General features: G+C 40.6%; 16 protein-coding genes. 1 reads left to right on the top strand and 15 read right to left on the bottom strand.

Translation table 11 applies throughout. From position 1 onward, the window contains the following. Positions 1–94: 94 nt before the first annotated feature. The 7 genes from purF to LI149_RS05750 form a co-directional block, all read right to left on the bottom strand. Positions 95–1,522, bottom strand: a complete 1,428-nt coding sequence (gene purF, locus LI149_RS05780) for an amidophosphoribosyltransferase (protein WP_117613536.1) — start codon at positions 1,520–1,522, stop codon at positions 95–97. A gap of 156 nt (positions 1,523–1,678) precedes the next feature. After that, positions 1,679–2,365: an amino acid ABC transporter ATP-binding protein gene (locus LI149_RS05775; RefSeq protein WP_117495129.1), complete on the bottom strand. Its 687-nt coding sequence runs from the start codon at positions 2,363–2,365 to the stop codon at positions 1,679–1,681. 11 nt (positions 2,366–2,376) lie between these two features. After that, positions 2,377–3,027 carry an amino acid ABC transporter permease gene (locus LI149_RS05770; protein WP_005342126.1) on the bottom strand — a complete coding sequence of 217 codons (651 nt, stop codon included), beginning with the start codon at positions 3,025–3,027 and terminating at the stop codon, positions 2,377–2,379. 97 nt (positions 3,028–3,124) lie between these two features. Continuing rightward, complete coding sequence (locus tag LI149_RS05765) at positions 3,125–3,952, bottom strand: amino acid ABC transporter substrate-binding protein (RefSeq protein ID WP_005331262.1); 828 nt, start codon at positions 3,950–3,952, stop codon at positions 3,125–3,127. Between the two features lie 173 nt (positions 3,953–4,125). Next, positions 4,126–4,899: a hypothetical protein gene (locus LI149_RS05760; protein ID WP_173789837.1), complete on the bottom strand. Its 774-nt coding sequence runs from the start codon at positions 4,897–4,899 to the stop codon at positions 4,126–4,128. After that, positions 4,874–6,151 (bottom strand): DUF5716 family protein, encoded by a 1,278-nt coding sequence (locus LI149_RS05755; protein ID WP_022279697.1) that lies wholly within the window; start codon positions 6,149–6,151, stop codon positions 4,874–4,876. The genes LI149_RS05760 and LI149_RS05755 overlap by 26 nt, the downstream gene beginning before the upstream one ends. 30 nt (positions 6,152–6,181) lie before the next feature. Next, positions 6,182–9,472, bottom strand: a complete 3,291-nt coding sequence (locus LI149_RS05750) for a DUF5717 family protein (RefSeq protein WP_227143082.1) — start codon at positions 9,470–9,472, stop codon at positions 6,182–6,184. Positions 9,473–9,581: 109 nt separating this feature from the next. On the opposite strand from LI149_RS05750, the gene LI149_RS05745 reads away from it, so the two are divergent. Next, positions 9,582–10,688, top strand: a complete 1,107-nt coding sequence (locus LI149_RS05745) for a histidinol-phosphate transaminase (protein ID WP_227143081.1) — start codon at positions 9,582–9,584, stop codon at positions 10,686–10,688. A gap of 92 nt (positions 10,689–10,780) precedes the next feature. Here LI149_RS05745 and LI149_RS05740 read toward each other — a convergent pair whose 3' ends face one another. The 8 genes from LI149_RS05740 to LI149_RS05705 form a co-directional block, all read right to left on the bottom strand. Next, on the bottom strand, positions 10,781–12,784 hold the full coding sequence (locus LI149_RS05740) for an FtsX-like permease family protein (protein ID WP_227143080.1): 2,004 nt from the start codon (positions 12,782–12,784) through the stop codon (positions 10,781–10,783). Next, entirely contained in the window at positions 12,768–13,535 is a 768-nt protein-coding gene (locus tag LI149_RS05735; RefSeq protein WP_227143079.1) for an ABC transporter ATP-binding protein, read from the bottom strand. The genes LI149_RS05740 and LI149_RS05735 overlap by 17 nt, the downstream gene beginning before the upstream one ends. A 174-nt stretch (positions 13,536–13,709) precedes the next feature. Continuing rightward, positions 13,710–14,696 (bottom strand): HAMP domain-containing sensor histidine kinase, encoded by a 987-nt coding sequence (locus LI149_RS05730; protein WP_242827112.1) that lies wholly within the window; start codon positions 14,694–14,696, stop codon positions 13,710–13,712. A 20-nt stretch (positions 14,697–14,716) separates the two neighbouring features. Continuing rightward, positions 14,717–15,388, bottom strand: coding sequence for a response regulator transcription factor (locus LI149_RS05725; RefSeq protein WP_173785724.1), 672 nt, complete (start codon positions 15,386–15,388; stop codon positions 14,717–14,719). Between the two features lie 141 nt (positions 15,389–15,529). Continuing rightward, positions 15,530–16,405, bottom strand: a complete 876-nt coding sequence (gene aroE, locus LI149_RS05720) for a shikimate dehydrogenase (RefSeq protein WP_227143078.1) — start codon at positions 16,403–16,405, stop codon at positions 15,530–15,532. A 401-nt stretch (positions 16,406–16,806) separates the two neighbouring features. After that, complete coding sequence (carB, locus tag LI149_RS05715) at positions 16,807–20,040, bottom strand: carbamoyl-phosphate synthase large subunit (protein WP_029732241.1); 3,234 nt, start codon at positions 20,038–20,040, stop codon at positions 16,807–16,809. A 1-nt stretch (position 20,041) separates the two neighbouring features. Further along, positions 20,042–21,112, bottom strand: a complete 1,071-nt coding sequence (locus LI149_RS05710) for a carbamoyl phosphate synthase small subunit (protein ID WP_117657931.1) — start codon at positions 21,110–21,112, stop codon at positions 20,042–20,044. Between the two features lie 296 nt (positions 21,113–21,408). Then, positions 21,409–22,656 (bottom strand): transglutaminase domain-containing protein, encoded by a 1,248-nt coding sequence (locus LI149_RS05705; protein WP_173785723.1) that lies wholly within the window; start codon positions 22,654–22,656, stop codon positions 21,409–21,411. Positions 22,657–22,659 lie beyond the last annotated feature (3 nt).

The following is a 22,659-nucleotide window of genomic DNA, read 5'->3' as shown; positions in this document are numbered from 1 at the left end:
TTAAGTGATTTCTTCACATATTATTTCTACATTATCATTATACAGGATACCTTCTCCTGCTATCAACACATTTATAAAAAATCACATCTTACAATTAATCGAATGCATGAGAAATGTCCTCTGTCGGAACTTTCATCGGATAATTTCCTGTAAAGCATGCATCACAATACGCCAGCTCTCCGACCATATCTTTCAACTTACCGATTTCCATATACCCCAGTGAGTCAGCACCGATCATCTCGCGGATTTCCTCCGTCGTATGAGAATGTGCAATAAGCTGATCATTGGACGGTACATCTGTTCCAAAATAACAAGGATGTAAAAACGGCGGAGAGCTAATTCTTACATGAACTTCTGTTGCTCCTGCCTTTTTCAACATCTTTATAATATTCGCACAGGTTGTACCACGTACGATAGAATCATCGACCATGACAATTCTCTTTCCTTTTACTACTTCCTCGATAACATTTAGTTTAATCTTAACACTGCTCTCCCTCTGGCTCTGCTTTGGTTTGATAAATGTTCTTCCCACATAACTATTCTTATGAAAAGCCATACCATAAGGAATTCCTGACTCTTCTGAATATCCTTTTGCAGCTACCAGACCGGAATCCGGCACACCCACTACAAGATCTGCCTCCACCGGATAGGACTGTGCCAATGCTTTTCCTGCCGTAATTCTAGAATGATAAACATTAACTTTATCAATTGTACTGTCCGTTCTAGCGAAATAAATATACTCAAAAATACATCTCGCCTGTTTCTTAGGAGAGATTGCCATAGATTTATCTGATGTAATGCCATTCTTTGTAAAGCTTACAATCTCACCTGGTTCTACATCTCTTACAAATTCGCCGCCTACTGCTGCGATCGCACAGCTCTCTGATGCAAGAAAATATGTATTATCTCTTTTTCCGATACAAAGCGGACGTAGTCCGAACGGATCTCTCGCTCCAATCATTTTTCTTGGAGAAATCACAACCAGTGCGTAAGCACCTTCAATCTTTTGCATAGCATTACGGACAGCTTCCTCTGCTTTTGCCGTCTTCAGTCGTTCTCTTGCAATATGATACGCGATTACTTCTGAGTCAATGGTCGTCTGGAAAATTGCTCCTGTATATTCCAGTTCATGACGAAGCTCCACAGCATTTGTCAGATTACCATTATGGGCAATTGCCAGAGTACCTTTCACATAGTTCAGAACAAGTGGCATAGCATTTTCTACCTTCGTTGCCCCTGCAGTTGAATAACGGACATGTCCGACACCAAGATTACCTTTCAACCCTTCTAAGGCTTCCTCATCAAACACTTCGTTTACAAGGCCAAGCCCCTTCTTCGAATGAACTTTGCGCTCTCCGTATGTGTCTGTCACTGCAATTCCACAGCTTTCCTGTCCTCTGTGCTGCAAAGCAAATAAACCATAATATACAGATGGTGCTACATCTCCTCCATCCATATCATATGCTCCGAATACACCACATTCTTCACCCATACCTGTTGTTATCTTCTCATAGTTGCTCATGAATGTAACTCCTTCTTCCTATCAGTCATCAGATGTTTTTAAGTATAATACAAGGCAGATGGAAATGCAATTGCCCCACCTGCCCTTAAGTCTTACTCAGTCATTATTTTTATTTTGGTTTATTTATTAGTATTATTAATATTAAGACTCCATTTATTAGTTTTCGCTAAATTTCCCAAGGAATTCTTTCATTCTTTCGTTAGAAGAACCAAATACCTCCTCCGGCGTTCCTTCCACAGCAATATAACCGTTATCCATGAAAATTACATGATCTGAAACATTTTTCGCAAAATTCATTTCATGTGTAACGATCACCATTGTCATGTGCTCTGCAGCCAGATCTTTGATGACTTTCAGAATCTCGCCGGTAAGCTCCGGATCCAGTGCTGAAGTCGGTTCATCAAAAAACAGAATATCCGGATTCATAGCAAGTGCACGGGCGATTGATACTCTCTGCTGCTGCCCACCCGAAAGCTGATACGGATAAGCGTTTTCCTTATCAGCAAGTCCCATCTTCGCAAGCAGCTCTCTCGCCTCTTTGTACACTTCCTCTTTTTTTCTCTTTTGCACACGAAGCGGTGCATCTGTGATATTCTTCATAACCGAATAATGTGGGAACAAATTGAAATTCTGAAACACAAGTCCAAATGTTCCATCATAATTGATTTCTCCATCATCCGGTGTCTCAAGTCCTGTTGCGCAACGAAGAAGTGTAGATTTTCCGGAACCGGATGGTCCGATAATTCCAAGCACTTCTCCTTTATCTACTTTTAGAGAAATGTCTTTTAATACTTCCACTCCTCCAAAATTTTTCTTCACATTTTTTATTTCCAGAAGACTCATGACTTTTCCTCCTACCGATAATAATTCATTTTCTTCTCAATCCGTTCCATAATAAATGCAACCACAAGATTCAGTATGTAATAGAACAGAGCCGCAAATGCATATGGGAGCATGGATACCTGGCCGGAAGCAAGTGCTTTTGCCATCGTAAACATCTCTGTCACACCGATTGTAAATGCAAGAGATGTATCCTTTACAAGTGTAATGGTCTCATTTGTAATTGCCGGAAGGATTCGTTTGATGACCTGCGGAAGAATAATTCTTATGAACGTCTGAGCCTTTGTGTATCCAAGTATCTTTGCAGCTTCATACTGTCCTTGCGGCATAGACTCAATTCCCCCGCGATAAATTTCTGCAAAATATGCTGCATAGTTCAGTACAAATCCAATTGCCACAGCCATATTCTTCCAGGACTGGGAAATCTGTACACCCAAAATATAAAACGGTCCAAAATAGATTACCATAAGCTGAAGCATCAGCGGAGTTCCTCTCATCACTGATATATAAAGTTTAAAAATTGTACTGATAATCTTATTCTTTGACATTCTGCCAAAAGAGATCAAAAGTCCTAACGGCAGAGAAAATATCAATGTCACTGCAAATATCCACAGTGACGTAACCATTCCTTCTCCTAATTTTTGTAACATGACTGATGTTGCCATACCAAAATTCCTCCTCGCGAATCATTGTCATCGCTTTTCAAGAAAAACGGATCACCCGTTTTCAGGACGACCCGGTCTTTCCAGTTAGTCTGTTTATTTATTTTCCAATTGTTGTGATATCTTCACCAAACCATTTTGTAGAAATCTTTGCAAGTGTTCCGTCTGCCGCCATCTCTTCCAGCGTCTTCTGAACCTGATCTTTTACAGCATCATTTCCTTTTGCAAATCCAACTCCGTACTGCTCAGAAGCAATTTCATAATCGAGAATCTTAAATTCTGCAGAACGTGATTCAATCTGATACTTTGCTACTACAATATCCATTGCGACAGCATCAACAGCTCCTGATTCCAGATTCATAAATCCTGTATTGTAATCCGGAATGATTTCTGTTGAAAATGTAGAGCTAAGTTCTGTATTATCTTTTAATGCTGCCTCTGCGGAAGAATCTGTCTGTACATCAACAGTCTTTCCTGCAAGATCCTTTTCGGAATTGATTCCAGAATCTGCTCTTACGACAAATACCTGCTGATTATCAAGATAAGGCTCTGACCATGTATATTCATCTTCTCTTCCATTCATGGTAAATCCGTTCCAGATACAGTCAATCTCTCCGGATTTCAAAAGTGCATCTTTAGAATCCCAGGCAATCGGTTCCGGATTGAATTCCCAGCCATTGCGGTCACATACTTCCTTGGCCAGCTCTAAATCAAATCCTGTATACTCACCGTCGTCTCCTACAAATCCCATCGGTGGAAAATCCTGATCGAATCCTACCGTAAATGTATCTCCTTCTTTTTTTTCTTCAAATGTAGCTGCAGAATCTTTTGAATCTGCCGATTTACTACTGTCCTTTCCACCACAGCCGGCAAGAACCGTAACAACTGCCAGTGAAAGTGCAACTAAAAGTGCAGCTCTCTTTTTCATCTTTATTATCCTCCTGAACTCAAAGCTTTTTTCGCAAATCCCGATTCGAATTTAACCTCGAGAAATACCTTTTTCTTTCGAATCTCCTATTGCTTTGCGATGCGGTGTAATCTTTTATCAATTTACCAATTGATTACTTTACCACGCTAAATTGCTTTGTTATAGTAACATATTCAGGACTTCTTGTCAATCCTGCGGTTCTCGCTTTTCCACGTAATCAGCTTCTCATCAGAAAAATCCAGATCATTTTCCTTCTTTGCTTCCTCCATCTCTGCTTTAATCTTTGCAGACATTGAAAGAAACATCGAATTCCCGGATAACATTTTTACATAATCTTTTTCCGGAAGTCCCCGATAGCAGCAATAAATATATGCTTTCAGCATATCTTCTTCCTCACAGATGCTGTAAGCCTCCTTAAACATCAGTGCTGCTTCTTTATAAAGAAACAGGTATCCATAAGCGCTACCGAGACAGCCGTATATTTTTCCATAGAATTTTTTATTCACGGACTCATCCCAGTCCTGACTTAAAATGGATTGATACACCAAAATCGCAGACTCATATTCTCCTGATTTCATTAAACTGTCCGCCTTATACTTCGCACGTTCTACATCTCTTTGGTTTTTCAGCTGCTCCAAAAGATTCTGAATCTTCCCGATCTCTGATGGTGCATAAATCACAGATCCTTTCAATATTGTAAGTACGAACTCTTCTAATGTCGCATTCTGATCCAGATCACGGCGCAGATCCTCCGCCATTTTTGCAAGACCAAGTTCGTCTTCCAACCAGTCACACAGTCTCCGGTTCATAATTGTATAATCAATTAAATACAAATTATTACACAGATAATAACATAATTCTTCAATTGTATAAATTCGCATATGCACCCGGGAAATCTCGTACGGGCGCTTTGCACGTTTACTATGACATAGAATTAAACTGCCCATTGATTCCTCCTAACTGAATTGTCTTCTCCACCCGGAAATCTGTCGGGGTGAAGAATTCGCCAAATCCCACATCGCGAAATGTCAATTTACAGGTACGTTCATCTAAAAACATAGCCTCTACTTGAAGTCTTAAAGAATAATCTGTTCTCTTCGGAAGACCTTCCAGCGATACTTTCTCCACCTGTACTTCTTCGTCTACCAGACTTTCCACTAAAATTTCAATATCAGAAGCGTCCTCCAGGAGCACTTCCCACTGTCCATCTGCTTCATACCAATGCGTTCCCCATGTCACAAGCGGATACCACCCCTCCTGACCATCCACACGCATACGCAGACAAATCCTCTCTGTCAGTTTCGTCTCATCTAAATAAATCGGTCCGTCATCATTTGGCTCACATTTCCGGATAGATTTATAGCAGGCTCCCTTGCTGTAAAGATTATTTCCCATAAAGGCACGTCTGCCGTTACAAAGCACCCGGAGAGAATTCGGGTACCAGTTCTTCTCAAATCCTTCTCCTGTTAAATATACCGAAGAAATAACCTTTTTTTCGAACACATTTTCAATCATAGACTTGAAACTTTCGTCCGGGCTCTTTTCCTTATTCATAATCGGATAAAGCGCTTCCAGTTCCTTTCTCTGGGCATTTGCCACTTCATCGACTGTCACAAATGAATTCATGCCGTGGCTTGCATCCACTCGGAGTCTTCGAAGCATATATGCCTTGATTCGATCTTCATCACAATAGAACAGTGCAGATTCATACTGCCATAGTTCTTTTGGCTGAAAAATCATATACTGGCAAAAGCTTTCTTTATAATCCTGAACATTGATGATTTCCTTGTCTACGCCAATATGTTGACCGATCCCTTTGAGCATCTTCGCCATATCCACGTCCGTCTCCGGAGTTGTAAATGTCAGATACTGAATATTTTCAAAATCCTGAAGTGTCAGACTGATGTATTTTGCAAGGAGCCACACTGCATCATAAGTCTTGCCGGCAAGGCTTACTTTCTCGCGGCGCTTTGCCTTTCCATAAAGATCCGTCTCCGTGCAGTCTTCTCCTACGACCGCCAGTCTTTTTGCCTCTTTTCCAAATACCCAGCGGTCTTTAAAATATCCCAATACAAGAGGAATCAGGTAATTATTGGACGAAGCCATCATTGTATCCGGCTCTTCCATAGAGTCGTCATAATAGCTGATCTGGCAGCCCTTCTCATTGATGTCATAGCCAATCACACAACCTCTTTTCATTACCATTCCTCCTTTCTCTTTTTGTTGTATTTATTCATAAAGTTTGAACATTTTTTTTGCAAGTATATCCTCTTCTTCATACTCCATCATAGCCTTGTTACGGTTTGCCGGTGTCATCTGGACCATGGCGTTGATTCTTCCGAAACGCCCAGCTAAAATTGCATGATCATTTCTGATAATCTGCTTTTCTGTATTTGTGCTCTCTTTTCCATCAGACTCCTGGATATAATAATCCAGTTCCTCATCTGCATAGAGTACAAACTGTTTCACATACAGATTCTCAAATACCGGAACAAGCATCTCTGAATGATAACCAAGTGTTTTCTTACCGGAACCCTTGATTTTATAGAACAATTTTACTTTACTTCCTTCTTTTGCCTGATAAGAAACTATAGTCTTATCATAAAGCTGCACTTCACGAAGCCACTCTTCCTTGTATTTCATGTACGCTGGAAAAATAATCTGTTTTTCACACATTTCCCGTAAGAGCTGATGCAGGACGGCTTCTATGTCTGCCGGGTAATCACTACCCGCATAATAACATAAAAGTGCCACTTTGCAGACATCCGGAAGTTCTTCTTTCTGGTCACATTCTCTGGCAATAATACGAAATACACATGTTTCAAGTTCTCTTCCATAGAGAATATACTCTCTGGAAACAAATGCAAGATATGCCTGTTTCAGCCGGAAATATGCTGTGTCAGACAGATAATAATCTTCGAAAATTTTCTCTTCATCAAAAATATTTTCCGAGAACAGCATCTGCGTAATAATACGCTCTGCTACTTTATAGGACGGAATCTCATATTCCCGCATAACTTCCCAAAGACGTTTCATATCTCTTGTTGCACCACAGAAATATTCACCCAGATATGTCAGCGTCGCCTTATCATATTGCTGTTTCTTGAACATTTCAAATGTCAGATAAAGGAGAAATGCATCTTCTCCCGGATCTTCCTCGCGGATTTTTTCGCTGCAAAGGCGAAAGACCTTTCTCTCATCTGCACCGGTCAGTCCACTTTCCCGTAACGTGTCAAAAGTCACTTCCACGACCTCGCCAGTCTTCTTCCACATACCGGCCTCGTCCTCATATTTCTTACACATTTCCATGAATCTCGGTTCGTAAAATAACCGTTTTGTCTCGTAAGCAATAGAATCTGTGTAATATCTGCCATCCATGGACTCCCACACAATTCGGGATTCTTTATCGTAGAGCTGAATGATTGCACCGGTCTCTTCGTCATATGGGATACGTTGCCTGACGGCACCATCTTTTTCAATGACAAGAACGCAACGCATATGTGGCACTTTCGTGGAAACCTCATAAGAATAGCAAATATCTCTCATAGCTTTCATTCGTTTCTCGTCCATTTCCTCTGGCAGGCAGAAACGTTTATAAAGAATCTTCAATGCCTCTGTAATATGGCGTTTCATGAGCTGCTCCCATGTAAATGCCACAATCTGCTCACGGTAACTTAAGAACATTGCCTGATCATCACTGTAAGTCAGAAGATTTGCATATAAAAATGCTTCTTTCCGATAATCCAGTGTATTACCATGCATAAAATACAAATAAATTTTCCGTGGAAGCGGTCCGCGCATACGTGTCTCGTCCATGGCAATCATATAATACTCATAAAGTCTGGCAATCCGAAAATCTTCCTCCACTGCTTTCTGATACCATGGAAAATATTCCGATGATGTCTTATTTCCTTTGATCAGAAGAGTGCAGATTGTATTCAGAATCATCGGCTCTTCGTACATATTATAGAGGCGCTTTAAAATCCGATAAACCCGCTCATTAAATGTCTTCTGCTGGCTGGCAAAATTCGCTACATAAAGAGCCAGTTCCTTCGTCATAAGACGGTATTTTGATGCAAATGTCAGTACCAGAAGTTCAAATTCTCCAAGTTTTCGAAGAAGAATCGGCTTCTCCTTGTAGCACAGATATGCCTCCAGATAAAATAACACGTCCTCTGTCCCATACTCATACTGCTGTTCCAGAACTTCCAGCTTCTTATATGGATTCTTGTACTTTGGATCCATCTGGATGATCATATAGAGCAGAAGCCATGAATCCTGATGCCGGATATACGTCTTCTCCAATTCATCCAGCACACGGTCTGTATGCGCTTTATTATCCCGGATCTGAGCTGTCAGAAAGAGATAATAACAATTCGTGATCGGGTCTTTACCAATGGCAAAACGATTATAATTGTAATTTTCAAGAATCCATTTTGCTTCTTCGATACGGTCACCCAGCATGTAAATATGTGCCTGCACAAGTTGATATAATTCGCTCTGCGTCTCAATCCTTCGAACCGCAGTCATTTTTTCCACTGCGCTGTCCACCCATGTTTTCAAGTCAATCCGTCCGGCCACAAATCCGATATATTCTTTCAATATCTGAGCAATCAAAAGCTCCGGCACATGGTGATTCTCATCATATTCCTGATTCTGCAGCACTTCTACTTCATAGCTTAACGTCTCATATGGAGTCTGGAAACGGATTACGCCGTAATTACGCCCTACATGAAGGAATTCCGGGCGTACAAAGTATTCAACTTCATAGTTGTTACCTACAAAGTCTTCTGTAGAAATCTCCTGTCTGGACACCTTTAAGAAACGCCCCTCCGTCTCAATGTGGATTGGCACATAACCCCATGTATTTTTCATCAGAGTCACACCACCTTTTGTAGACTCCAAAATATCCTCAAAGAGCATTCCTTCTCCAGGAAGTGTCAGGAAAATACATTCCTTCTGCTTAATTCCTACAAGAAATTCTTCCATTGCCTGCTCTTCCAGTGACCATTTGCGCATATTATCATAGAGATAAAAGATACGTTCATTCTCATATTTTAAAATGGCATAAAAATCTCTGGAGCGGAATAGTCTTGCCGCCTCAGAATAATCTTTTACTGCCAGCTTTCTGAAATCATCTGTACTCTGTACCTTGCCATAGGTGGTCATCACGTAAGGTTTCTCTATGATTGCCGTAAATGACAGTTCATATTCTCCACCGGTACATACAACTGTGAATTTACCTTCTTCTACGTGTCCTGGTTTTAAACCACGCCCGTCATATGTGAATTCCACTCTTGCCGGATTTCCTTCAAATCCGGAATCCTTGAGCTTAACACGAAAAGAAGACGGGTAAACTAAGCCCCGTATCACATGTTCATTCTCACTTTTAATTATGAAACTCCCCCGGTATACTTCCCCTTCACCGATTATCAGAACCAGATTCGTTTCTTCAAATATAACTTCTGGACGACCGGTCCGGAAGTTCCCTTTCGAAAATTTCTGGATTTTGTTTTTCAAGTCCTACACCTGCTTCTTTCGTTGCATTTTTCTGAAAACATACTATAATGAATTATAGCATTGTTTTGTCCTGAATGGCAATACCATGAAAGGAGTATTTAAAGTATTTATGGATAAAAAGAATCAAAGACCTGAATTTCACGGCAGTGATCTGGAAAAAATCGCTGCATATTACCACATTCCGGCATCCGAAATTCCGGGCATCATTAAATTCGGTGCCAACGTGAACCCTCTTGGACTGTCCGAATCTGTAAAAAATGATCTGGCAGGGCATCTGGATATTATTTCCTCCTACCCGGATCGGAACTACACTTCACTTAAGAAAACTATCGGAGAATACTGTCACATTTCCCCTGAACATATTGTTGTAGGAAATGGATCAACAGAGTTAATTTCTCTGCTCATTAGTCAGCGGCAGGCAAAAAAAGCTCTTGTTGTAGGGCCAACTTATTCCGAGTATGAACGCGAGCTTGCCCTCACTGGAGGCACAATCACTGAATATAACCTGAAAGAAGATTTAAATTTCCAGTTAGATTTGGAAGACTTCTTCGCGTCTATGGCAGAGGATGTTGACCTGCTGATTCTGTGCAATCCGAACAACCCGACATCATCCGCAATTAAGAATCGCGATATGAAACATATTTTAACCTTCTGTAACGAACGTAATATCTTCGTCATGATCGACGAAACTTATGTTGAATTTGCTCCAGACATAGCGGAAATTACTGCCATTTCACTGACTGATGAATTCGATAATGTAATGGTGATCCGCGGTGTATCCAAATTCTACGCAGCACCGGGACTGCGCTTCGGCTACGGTATCACAAGCAATCATGAATTTTTAGAAGCACTGCTTATTCACCAGAACCCGTGGAGCTTAAACAGCGTCGCAGCCTATGCCGGTGAGCGCATGTTCAAAGACAACACCTACCAACAAACAACAAGACAGCTTATCTGCTCCGAACGCGACCGCATGTACATGGCTATACAAAACATGCCGGCTTTCAAAGCATACAAGCCTTATGCCAACTTCATACTTGTACGCATCTTAAAAGAAAACTTAACTTCATTTGATATTTTCGAGGCAGCCATAAAAGAAAGAATGATGATCCGTGACTGCTCATCATTCAAAAGTTTAGATGGCGAATATATCCGGTTCTGCATAATGAATCCAGAAGATAATACACATCTATTAAAATTGTTGGAACAATTCTAATACAATTCAATTGGGGACGGGGTTTTTTTGAAAAAACCCCGTCCCCAATTGAACTTTAACCTGTCCCTTTTTGAATTGTTTCTTTTTCTAAACTATTTTACTATTCTATAATATTCTCGTTCTGTCACCATAAATACAACACAATAAATCACTGCAAAGACTATAATTGTTGCTATTGTGCATTCAATAAATAATGTGATGTTTGTCATGGAAAACATTGCCAGTAGTTTTGTAATGACTTTGAAGGCTGCTGCCACATGAATGATTGCCATAATAAGCGGCAGGAAGAAGATCATTAGCACCTGGCTTCGAATGGATTTTTTTACTTCTTGTTTATCCATGCCAACTTGCTGCATAATCTTGTAACGGCCTTTGTCGTCGTAACCTTCGGAAATCTGTTTGTAGTAAATAATGAGTACTGTTACCATGAGGAACATGAAGCCGATATACATGCCCATGAAGAAGAGGCTGCCATACAATTCGTAAAAGGAGTCTTTGTTAATTTGTCTTCCGCTACAGGAGCAGAAAGTTTCTGGAACTTGCTCACTCAGTGCTGTTCTGATCTGTTGTTCTACGTTCTTTTTTAATTCGCTGGAACCTTTCATATCGAAAGCCTCATAATAAGTCATTGCCATCAGGCTTGCTTTTGTTTCATCATTCTGTGTACTTTTTTCATAAGTCTGTTTTAAAATATTCAGAATCTGTTCTTCGTCTTTCATAATCATATAAGTAATTGGAATATCTTTATCGTTATTTTTCTCATCTAATTTTGATTTGTCCAATTCTTTTTTTACATTAAATTTTGTATCATCTAAATAAATTTCATTCTGTCCGTAACTTTTTGTCTGAGTAGAAAAAAGAAGCACTTCTCCATCATTTAATGTCTCATTTTTTTCTTCCAGACGGTTATAGTCTGCAAGTGGAATCAGCACAACTGAACTGGACGTTTTGTCTGAATAATATTTATCAGGATCCAGAATCATCTTATTTCCATCCAGATAACCGGTCAGTTCTCCCGAATGATAAATACGTTCATTTTCAGCCTTCGTATTATTTTTTCTTATAATTTTCTCAATGATCGTATGCACTTTTTCTTCTGTCTGTGTATTTGTTCTGTAAATGGTCACCTCGCATTCTCGTGGATATCTGACGCTGATAATGTCATTCATACCCACATAAAGGCAAACGGTAGTGGACACCATAATCAGTACCATCGTACTTAAGATGCAAATGTTTGCGAGCCCCACTGCGTTTTGTTTCATGCGGTAAACCATGCCGGATACTGCCGTAAAATGTTTTGCCTGGTAATAATATTTTTTGTTTTTCTTTAACATTTTCAGGACTGCGATACTTCCTGCAATAAACAGACCATAAGTTCCGAGCACAACGCAGACAACTGCGAAGAAAAATTTTGTCATCGCATCCAGTGGATTTCCGGTCGTTTGTGCAATGTAATATCCGGTTCCAAGCAAAATCGCTCCCACGATTGCCAGAAGCCACTTTGTCTTTGGCTCACGCTCTCCTTGATCACTCCCATGCAGAAGCTCTACCGGACTGACTATGCGGATCTGAAGCAAATTATAAAGAAGAATCAGTACGAAAATTGCCATAAAAAATACAAATGTCTTCTCCAGCACTGGAATCTCTACCGTAAATTTCACACTGATATCATAATGTAAAAGTTTTCCAAGTACAAGATACATCAGCTTTCCAAATACAATACCTAAGAGTATACCACCGAAAATACTGATAAATGCAGTAATCACCGCCTCAATCGCAAGCATTTTTGCAATATGTCCTTTTCCCATACCAAGAATATTGTAAATCCCGATTTCCCGCTTTCTTCGCTTAATCAGGAAACTGTTCGTATAGAATAAAAAAATTACAGAAAAGATCATCAGCAGTCCATTCATATAGCCCATAATCATTTTCACATTTTTACTTAGCCCGTTATTTCCCTGTGCCATACCACCAACAATGTAGTACATCATAACAGAAAGTACTGCCATTAAAATGTATGGAACATACGTCTTACGATTGTTTTTCAGATTGGTGATTGCAAGTTTTCCATAGATTTTGCTACTCAACGCGCTCACCTCCTGCTTCGAGAACAGTCAGTGTGTCGAAAATTTTCTGATACATCTGTTCATCAGTCAGATTGCCACGGTACAACTGATGGAATACCTCACCATCTTTAATGAACATCACGCGATTTGCACTACTGGCAGCTTTCACACTGTGAGTGACCATGAGAATTGTCTGTCCATCATGGTTCACAGAAGAAAACAAGCGAAGAAGTTCCTGCGCTGCCTTGGAATCCAGTGCTCCGGTCGGCTCATCTGCCAGAACGATCTGTGGCTTGATAATCAGCGCTCTTGCCACTGCCACACGTTGCTTCTGTCCACCAGACACTTCGTACGGGTACTTTTCCAGAATTTTTTCAATACCAAGATGCCTCGCAATCGGCGCAAGGCGCTGTTCCATTTCTTCATATCTTCTTCCGGACAGAACCAGTGGCAGAAAAATGTTATCTTTCAGTGTAAATGTATCTAACAAATGAAAATCCTGAAATACAAATCCAAGATTCTGACGACGAAATGCAGACATTTCCTTTTCCTTAATCGTACTTAAATCTCTTCCCTTTAAAATAACCTTGCCACTTGTCGGGCAGTCAAGCTGTGCCAGAATATTTAACAGGGTACTTTTACCAGAACCAGACTCTCCCATGATTGCCACATATTCTCCCGGCTCTACTGAAAAATTCACATCACGAAGTGCCTCTACTTTATTGCCCCCAAAACGAGTCGTATATATTTTCTTTACATTTTTCACTTCCAATAACGCCATATCAATTTCTCCTTCTTTTTTCATTGTATAAAAACTGCTTTCAAAATCCTGCGGACATGTCTTTCACACGATTTTTTTAACTTCTTTACACAATCAATTATAAAAAAAGAAGAAATGCATTTCCATTGATTTTGGTTACATTTCCCCTTGCTAATCTTACAATCTTGTCACAATTTACTCTACAGGCAATTTTTCTTTCATCAAATGCAGTAATACCCGAGTTCCTTTCCCCAGCTTAGATTCTACTCGGATCTGGCAACGGAGCTTCTCTATAATCTGCTTACATAAGTAAAGACCGATGCCTGTAGATTTCTTATCACTTCTTCCATTATACCCGGTGAATCCCTTTTCGAAAATACGCGGCAAGTCTTCTGAGCATATACCGATGCCTGTGTCCTCAATTACAAGCCAATCATCTTCCATATAAATAGAAATGCTTCCTTCGACTGTGTATTTCAATGCATTGGACAAAATCTGCTCCAGTACAAAAACGAGCCATTTTTCATCTGTCGTAACGGTTACCCGAAGTGCTTCATAATGTAATGCCAATTTCTGCATGGCAAACATACGGGAATACTTCTTAAGTGCCTGCTTTACCAGATTGTCCAAAGCATATTCCTTCAGCATAAGATCTCCCGACATGTCCTCCATACGCACATAAGTCAGAACCATTTCCACATACTGTTCTGTCTTAAAAAGTTCTGTCTGCATATCCTGCAAAAGCTCATAAGTTCTGGCATCTTCCGTGTCGCCGGCTGCCTGCGCAAGCACTTTCATGGCAGCAATCGGTGTCTTGATCTGATGCGCCCACATACTATAATAATCTTTCATTTCCTGGCGCCCAATCCGCTCCGCTGATTGCAGATCAGACATTTTCTTATACATATTTTGAATAATTGCCTGATACTCTAACTCGATATATGACCTTGTCGCCGGAAGATTTTCCGTCACCTCTTCCAAACGCTGCTTTGCCTCAATGACTGCCACACCCTTCTTATAATATTGATTAAATTTGAAAATTCCATATCCAAGCAGCCAGATTGCGGAAAGAAAAAATGCATAGTTCACCGCATCAACTGGCAAGTTGCTCAGGCTGAAAATGACATAAAACACACCAATGAATCCAATATACAGGCAGATATCGCCTCTTTTTTCTTTCAAAAAACTCCCCAGCAGCTTTATCATTCCACAATATACCCAATTCCTTTCTTCGTCTGAATCCAATTTTCTGCTCCGATTTCTTCCAATTTCTTTCTAAGCCTCGCCACATTCACTGTCAATGTATTATCGTCAATGAACTCATCACTCTCCCACAACCTCGTAATCAGATTTTCCCTTGAAACAATCCGTCCTGAATTCTCCATCAGAAGCTTCAGAATCCGGAATTCATTTTTCGTAAGCTCCACCGACTGACTCCCACAGGTCACTGTCGCATCATTAACATTTAGCATCACTCCTGCATGCTCAAGTACGTCCATCGTCCCGCGGAATGCATAAGCTCGCCGAAGCACCGCCTGCACCTTCGCCGTCACTACGCTAAGGTCAAATGGTTTCTCCACAAATTCATCTCCGCCCATATTCATGGCCATAACAATATTCATATTATCATTTGCCGATGATAAGAAGATAATCGGTATTTTTGAAATCTTGCGGATCTCCTGGCACCAGTGGAACCCATTAAACAATGGCAATACAATATCCAGGAGCACAAGCTGCGGCTCATACTCCCGGAAATCTTCCATCACATTCTTAAAATTCGTCACACAATGCACCTCATAATCCCATGTTCTTAAATGCTCCGACAGCACATTTGCAATCGTCCGGTCGTCTTCTATAATTAAGATTCTATACATACATCCTCCTAAGTCACCCGTTTGGCAATAGTGTAACTGATTTTTTTCGATTTGTGTATAGTTCTCCTCAAATCTTACAAAAATTTAAGGTGCCATGTTAAGTCCAAATCTCCCAGCTGATATAAATCTTTCTTTTATTCTCTACTCTGCAAAGAATTTTGCTTTCACATCTTCCACCGGCATTTCCTGGCCTGTAAACAAATGAAACGCCTCTGCCCCCTGCCACAGGAGCATACCTTTTCCACCGACCACGCATTTCACACCGGCTTCTTTCGCCTCGCGCATCATACGTGTCTCCTTCGGATTATAAATAATCTCCGCAACGACCAAATCTTCCCTATATACAGAAGTGTCCTGGATCATTGTCCCTTTCTCATTCGGTTTCATGCCCACATTTGTTGCATTTACAAGAATATCACTCTCTCCAATACTCTTATACAATGCTTTTTTATCTGCCATATCACAGACCTGTATCTTGCACTCTGGTGCAAATTCTAATATTTTCTTCGCAATCTTCTCAAGCTTTTCGAAGTTTGCTCCCTTTCGGTTAAACACATGAATCTCGGAAGCTCCGTCCAGTGCAAGCTGTACAAAAATTGCAGTTCCGGCTCCACCACCGCCCATAAGTGTAATTGTCTTATCTTTTACAGAGACGCCGTGTTCTGCAAGATTTTTCACAAATCCGACTCCGTCTGTATTGTGCCCAATTAGTTTTCCATTTTCATTCACTACCGTATTGGAAGCGCCCATGATCTGCGCTGCCGGAGACAACTCATCGACCTGTCTTGCAACTTCCATCTTACATGGCATCGTCACATTAAAACCGCGGATTTTAAGAAGTCTCGCCGCATCCAGAAATTCTCCTACCCGGTCTTCTTTTATCTCAAATGCCATGTAGGCATAGTCAAGTCCTAATTTTTCAAAGCTGTAATTGTGCATTGCCGGAGAACCGGAATGTCCCACCGGAGAACCAATCAGTGCTAATAATGTCGTTGTTCCGCTAATTCTTTTTTCCATGTCATGTACCTCTTCCAGTCATTATATAATATTATCAATTATGTTCTAAAACAACTGATTTTCTGATTCCAATTATAACACACCACTAAACTGACCGCACTCTTTAATTATCTTACATTTCCAGAGATTGTTTTCACTTTCAAGAATGCCTCGGCATTCTTGCTGCGAGGTGCGCGTCATGCAATTGCATGACATACTTCTACTGCGCACCTCTGCAATCCTGCCGGAGGCTATATCAGCTGGGGGTGACTCCACCACTGATACCAGCTTGTTTCTCACCACCTATAGTGGAAGTCATCTTCCAGCTGATATAAAAAGACAGCCACGACACATTTTGTGCGCCATGGCTGCCTTTTTCAATACCACCCTCATCTCATGATATTTTCTACTTTCAAGAATGCCTATACTGCCTGAATCTTTGCAATGTCCACCAGTGTCAGTTTCTGAATATCTGTATTCTCCAGACTGGTGATCAGTGCTTTTGCTGTATCGATAGCTGTCAGGACATTGACACCCGTCTCAATTGCACTTCTTCGAATTACGAAACCGTCTTTGGAGTGTTCTGCTCCCTGTGGCGGAGTATCAATAACAAGATCTATCTTATGTCCAAGGATCAGATCCATGAGGTTCGGTGTGCTCTGTTCAATCTTGTTGACTGCAATTGCTTTCACACCTGCTTCTGTAAGTGCTTCTGCTGTTCCTTTTGTCGCAAAAATCTTGTATCCGATCTTTTCAAAACGTTTACCGATTTCTACAGCCTCATCCTTATCCTCATCACGGACAGTCATAATCATATTGCTAAATTTCGGAAGTTTGATTCCTGCACCTAAGAATGCTTTATATAGCGCCTCGTCAAATGTCTTGGCAATTCCAAGGCACTCTCCTGTAGACTTCATTTCTGGTCCAAGGCTGATATCTGCATCACGGATCTTCTCGAAAGAGAATACCGGCATTTTAACTGCATAGTAATCTGCCTCCGGCTGAAGTCCCGGTGTATATCCAAGTTCTTTGATCTTGTGACCGATAATCACTTTTGTTGCCAGTGGAACAATTGGAATTCCAGTTACTTTACTAATGTATGGTACCGTACGGCTGGATCTTGGGTTTACCTCGATAACATAAACCTCTTCACCACACACAATGAACTGAATATTAATCAGTCCGATGACATGCAGGGATTTTGCAAGTCGTCTTGTATATTCTTCAATAGTACGTTTTGTCTTATCCGAAATACTCTTTGCAGGATATACAGAGATACTATCTCCGGAATGGATACCCGCACGCTCAATATGCTCCATGATACCTGGAATCAGGATATCTTCTCCGTCACATACGGCATCGACCTCAATCTCTTTTCCCTGTAAATATTTGTCTACCAGAATCGGGTGATCCTGCGCAATCTGATTGATGATTCCGATAAATTCCTCGATATCATTATCGTTAATAGCAATCTGCATACCTTGTCCGCCAAGCACATAGGACGGTCTTACCAGTACCGGATAGCCGAGTCTGTTCGCAACAGTTTTTGCCTCCTCAGCTGTAAATACAGTTCCACCAGTCGGTCTTGGAATCTGGCATTTTTCCAGAATTTCATCAAATAATTCGCGGTCTTCGGCTGCATCTACATCTTCTGCCTTTGTACCAAGAATCGGCACTCCCATTTTCATCAATGCTTCTGTCAATTTAATTGCTGTCTGACCACCGAACTGAACAACTGCTCCGTCCGGCTTCTCCAGGTCTACAATGCTCTCTACATCTTCCGGTGTCAGCGGTTCGAAATAAAGCTTATCGGCAATATCGAAGTCCGTGCTGACTGTCTCCGGGTTATTATTGATGATAATTGTCTCGTATCCCTCTTTTGCAAATGCCCATGTACAGTGTACGGAACAGAAATCGAACTCGATTCCCTGTCCGATACGGATTGGACCAGAACCAAGGACAAGAACCTTTTTCTTACCGGAAGTCTCTTCTACTTCATTTTCACTTCCAAATACAGAGTAATAATACGGTGTTTCTGCCGCAAACTCAGCGGCACAGGTATCTACCATTTTGTAAGATGCGGTAATACCGTATACCATTCTAAGATCATGCACCTGTCTTTCTGTAAGACCTGTCAGTCTTGCAATAACCTCGTCCGGGAACTCCAGGCGTTTTGCTTCTTTTAATAATTCCTTTCCAATTCCGCCACGTCCGGACGCTACTCTTGGCGCGCATGCACGCAGAGACTGCTCCATCTCTACCAGGTTTGCAATCTTATCAATAAACCAAATATCAATCTTTGTAATCTTATGTATTTCTGTATAAGGAATTCCTCTTCTAACTGCCTCTGCAATCTTCCAGATTCTCTGATCGTCTACTACGTCCAATGCGTTCATCAGTTCTTCTCTGGAAAGATGACTGAAATCATAGGACATAAGACTGTCCACATGCTGTTCCAGAGATCGGATTGCTTTCATAAGCGCTCCCTCAAAATTATCACAAATACTCATGACCTCTCCGGTCGCCTTCATCTGTGTAGTCAGTGTACGTTTTGCACTGATAAATTTATCAAATGGAAGTCTCGGAATCTTAACAACACAATAATCAAGCATCGGTTCAAAACTTGCATATGTCTTCTTTGTAACTGCATTTTTAATCTCGTCAAGTGTATATCCAAGCGCAATCTTTGCTGCTACCTTTGCGATTGGATAACCCGTAGCTTTCGATGCAAGCGCAGAAGAACGGCTGACACGTGGGTTTACTTCAATAACACAATATTCAAATGATTCCGGATTCAGGGCATACTGTACGTTGCAGCCTCCTGTAATATTAAGCTCACTAATGATATTGAGGGCTGATGTACGGAGCATCTGATATTCTTTATCGCCCAGCGTCTGAGACGGTGCTACAACAATACTGTCTCCGGTATGTACACCAACCGGATCAATATTTTCCATATTACAAACCGTGATACAATTTCCTGCTGCATCACGCATTACCTCATATTCAATCTCTTTCCATCCTGCGATACAACGTTCAACAAGCACCTGACCCACACGGGAAAGACGAAGTCCATTTTCAAGAATCTCTACAAGCTGACGTCTGTCATGTGCAATTCCACCACCGCTTCCGCCAAGAGTGTATGCCGGACGAAGAACGACCGGATATCCAATCTTTTCTGCAAATTCGATTCCGTCCTCTACGCTCTCTACTACAAGTGATGCTGCACATGGTTCGCCAATTTTTTCCATTGTTGATTTAAATTCCAGACGATCCTCTGCCTTCTTAATCGTCTGAGCTGTTGTTCCGATCAAGCGGACATTATGTTCTTTGAAAAACCCCCGCTCTTCCAATTCCATAGCAAGATTCAGCGCTGCCTGTCCTCCCAGAGTCGGCAGGACACTGTCTGGCTTTTCTTTCATAATAAGCTGTTCAACAACTTCTACCGTCAATGGCTCTATGTATACTTTATCAGCAATATCCTTGTCCGTCATAATAGTCGCAGGATTTGAATTCAACAGCACAACTTCCAGTCCTTCTTCTTTCAAAGAACGACATGCCTGTGTACCCGCATAGTCAAACTCTGCTGCCTGACCAATGACGATAGGACCAGATCCAATTACAAGTACTTTCTTAATTTCTTTATTTCTTGGCATCTTATTTGTCCCCCTTCATCATCTCAATAAATCTGTCAAACAGGAATGTAGAATCCTGTGGCCCCGGGCATGCTTCCGGGTGGAACTGTACAGTGTATATCTTCTTGCCTATGTAATTCAATCCTTCGTTTGTTCCATCATTGACATTGATAAATGCTTCTTCTGCAACATTCTTATCCATAGTATTATAATCAACCGCATATCCGTGATTCTGCGAGGAAATGTAAACGCGTCCCGTAGACAGATCTTTTACAGGGTGATTGCCACCTCTGTGACCATATTTTAATTTATATGTCTTTGCACCATATGCAAGAGCCATCAACTGATGTCCCAGACAAATTGCAAATATTGGAATGTCTGTCTCTGATAATTTTCGGATCTCTTCTATAATAGAAACACAAGTTTCCGGATCTCCAGGACCATTGGATAACATGATTCCGTCCGGATTAGATTTTATGATTTCTTCTGCTTTTGTGTCTGCCGGATAGACAGTCACTTCACAGCCTCTTTGAATTAAAGATTTTGAAATATTATTCTTTGCTCCAAAATCCATAAGTGCCACTTTAAATTTTTCTCCTGGAAAAACATGTTTCTCGTCGCAGGTCACCTTTGATACAACATCTCCAACGGTGTACGCCTTAAGTTTTGGAATGATTTCATCTAAATTATAATTCTCATTTGTAGTAATCATACCATTCATGGTTCCCTTTTCCCTGAGAATCTTCGTCAATGCTCTTGTATCCACGCCTTCAATTCCTGGAATGTCCTGTGCAGCAAGGAAATCCTGAATTGTACCGTTGCATCTGAAATTACTTGGCATTCTGGATAATTCTCTTACAATATATCCGTCCGGCCATGCTTTCTTTGACTCCATATCTGGTGTGATTCCATAGTTTCCTATCAGTGGATAAGTCATCACAACGGCCTGTCCGGCATATGAAGGGTCTGTCAGCACCTCCAGATATCCGGTCATTGACGTATTAAAAACAATCTCACTGATCATATCCCTCGTCGTCCCGATACTTTTTCCCTCAAAGACTGTCCCGTCTTCTAGAATTAGAAATGCTTTCATATATTCACCCTTATCCTTTCTGTTACTTCTAGTCTGCTCTAAAGCTTCCCAAATTGTTAAAAGTATACTATACTTATTATCCTTTTTCAACCCAAAAAAAGTATTTTTCAACAGTTTTTTATCTATTTTCGACAAAAACCATTAAAATAGTCGCTAATTTTAATGGTTTTTATTTTACGTTAAAAAATTGTTATTTTCGTCAATATGCCTGTTATATTGGTTTTATCCATACTTTTTCGTTTAAAATCCGGTTGATGTTTTTAGCATTTAGGATGGGATATATTTCAATTCTTTTTTTAAGAATATTTCCAGAAAATTGTAATTTTATTCATTTTTTTGTCATCTATGTAACTGTAGGAGACTTCTGTCAAATGATACCACTGCGCCAGATTCTGTGCAGCACGCTTCACCTCGTTATTTAAAATGTCTTCTTTTGCAGTTTTATAAACTGATTCATCGGAATATTTCAGTACAACTTTCGTCTCTCTCGCCGAAATCACCTGGTTCATTGCTTTAAGCGCCGTCTGACCATCATATTCTGTATAATACATTCCATTAACTACATAATAATTCAAATCCATCTTCGTACAATCTGGAAGTTCTACTTCCAAATCCGGCGTATGAGTCCGAAACAACTCATCATCATCACAAAGCATATAATCGTAGCTGATATTGTCACGAATTTCGTCATCCATTACATTTTCAGTCTCCTCTTCCGACTCCTGGAAAATTGGATCTCCCCACGTCACATCCACATAATAATAATCGCCGTCACATTTCACCAAATTCCATGCATGAGGGATCTTATGACCCTCACCATCACTGAAAGATTCTGTCACCTCCCCAGTAACATAAGTGCAGAACAGCCCCTGCTTCTCCATGAGATACTGCATTGCTTTAGAATAACCGGCACACACTGACTTTTTTCCAATAAATACACTGCAAATATTTTGGTTATCTTCTGCTGCATCATCATAATCCACCTGATTCACAATATACTCATAATCATAAAGAATCTTCTCATAATCCGAAGCATTTTCACTGATACCGGACAGACACTCCGACACCTCCATGTCAATCTGTGTCTTCTTTTTCTCACATTCTTCTTTCGTATACAAATATCCCGGCATCACAGACGTATAATTCTGAAGTCCAGAATAGGCTGTGGAAGAAGCTGTCCCATCGCTCCAGAAAATCTCTGGATAATCATTCAACACATAAACAAGAAGTTCATTAACACGTTCCGGCTTCTGGCTGTGCACATGAATTTGCTCTACATGTTCCAAAAGCCCCTGCAAAAGCTCCTGATACACTGTCTGCTCTTCTTCACTTAGTTGCTGATAATAAAATTTACCGTCCATTTCTCCGATTTCTTCTGAAACATGCTGATATATCACCGGATCCTGACCAATTAATTTCAGCATGACATCTTTTATATTGCCATATTCCCTGTATTGATATACTCCACAGACAATCAAAACTCCCATTACTAAAATCAGGAATCCCAAACCTCTATGGCGTCTTCTTTTCTTCTTTTTTTCCATCTA

The organism is Dorea sp. 210702-DFI.3.17 (assembly GCF_020560825.1).
GTDB lineage: Bacteria > Bacillota > Clostridia > Lachnospirales > Lachnospiraceae > Dorea > Dorea formicigenerans.
The sequence above is the reverse complement of the archived record's forward strand: the minus strand, read 5'-3'. Positions and strand labels throughout refer to the sequence as shown.

What these genes read in the sequence shown, in the direction of transcription:
- purF (WP_117613536.1), bottom strand. Translation starts at nt 1,522, where the DNA reads ATGAGCAACTATGAGAAGATAACAACAGGTATGGGTGAAGAATGTGGT.
- LI149_RS05775 (WP_117495129.1), bottom strand. Translation starts at nt 2,365, where the DNA reads ATGAGTCTTCTGGAAATAAAAAATGTGAAGAAAAATTTTGGAGGAGTG.
- LI149_RS05770 (WP_005342126.1), bottom strand. Translation starts at nt 3,027, where the DNA reads ATGGCAACATCAGTCATGTTACAAAAATTAGGAGAAGGAATGGTTACG.
- LI149_RS05765 (WP_005331262.1), bottom strand. Translation starts at nt 3,952, where the DNA reads ATGAAAAAGAGAGCTGCACTTTTAGTTGCACTTTCACTGGCAGTTGTT.
- LI149_RS05760 (WP_173789837.1), bottom strand. Translation starts at nt 4,899, where the DNA reads ATGGGCAGTTTAATTCTATGTCATAGTAAACGTGCAAAGCGCCCGTAC.
- LI149_RS05755 (WP_022279697.1), bottom strand. Translation starts at nt 6,151, where the DNA reads ATGAAAAGAGGTTGTGTGATTGGCTATGACATCAATGAGAAGGGCTGC.
- LI149_RS05745 (WP_227143081.1), top strand. Translation starts at nt 9,582, where the DNA reads ATGGATAAAAAGAATCAAAGACCTGAATTTCACGGCAGTGATCTGGAA.
- LI149_RS05735 (WP_227143079.1), bottom strand. Translation starts at nt 13,535, where the DNA reads ATGGCGTTATTGGAAGTGAAAAATGTAAAGAAAATATATACGACTCGT.
- LI149_RS05725 (WP_173785724.1), bottom strand. Translation starts at nt 15,388, where the DNA reads ATGTATAGAATCTTAATTATAGAAGACGACCGGACGATTGCAAATGTG.
- aroE (WP_227143078.1), bottom strand. Translation starts at nt 16,405, where the DNA reads ATGGAAAAAAGAATTAGCGGAACAACGACATTATTAGCACTGATTGGT.
- carB (WP_029732241.1), bottom strand. Translation starts at nt 20,040, where the DNA reads ATGCCAAGAAATAAAGAAATTAAGAAAGTACTTGTAATTGGATCTGGT.
- LI149_RS05710 (WP_117657931.1), bottom strand. Translation starts at nt 21,112, where the DNA reads ATGAAAGCATTTCTAATTCTAGAAGACGGGACAGTCTTTGAGGGAAAA.
- LI149_RS05705 (WP_173785723.1), bottom strand. Translation starts at nt 22,656, where the DNA reads ATGGAAAAAAAGAAGAAAAGAAGACGCCATAGAGGTTTGGGATTCCTG.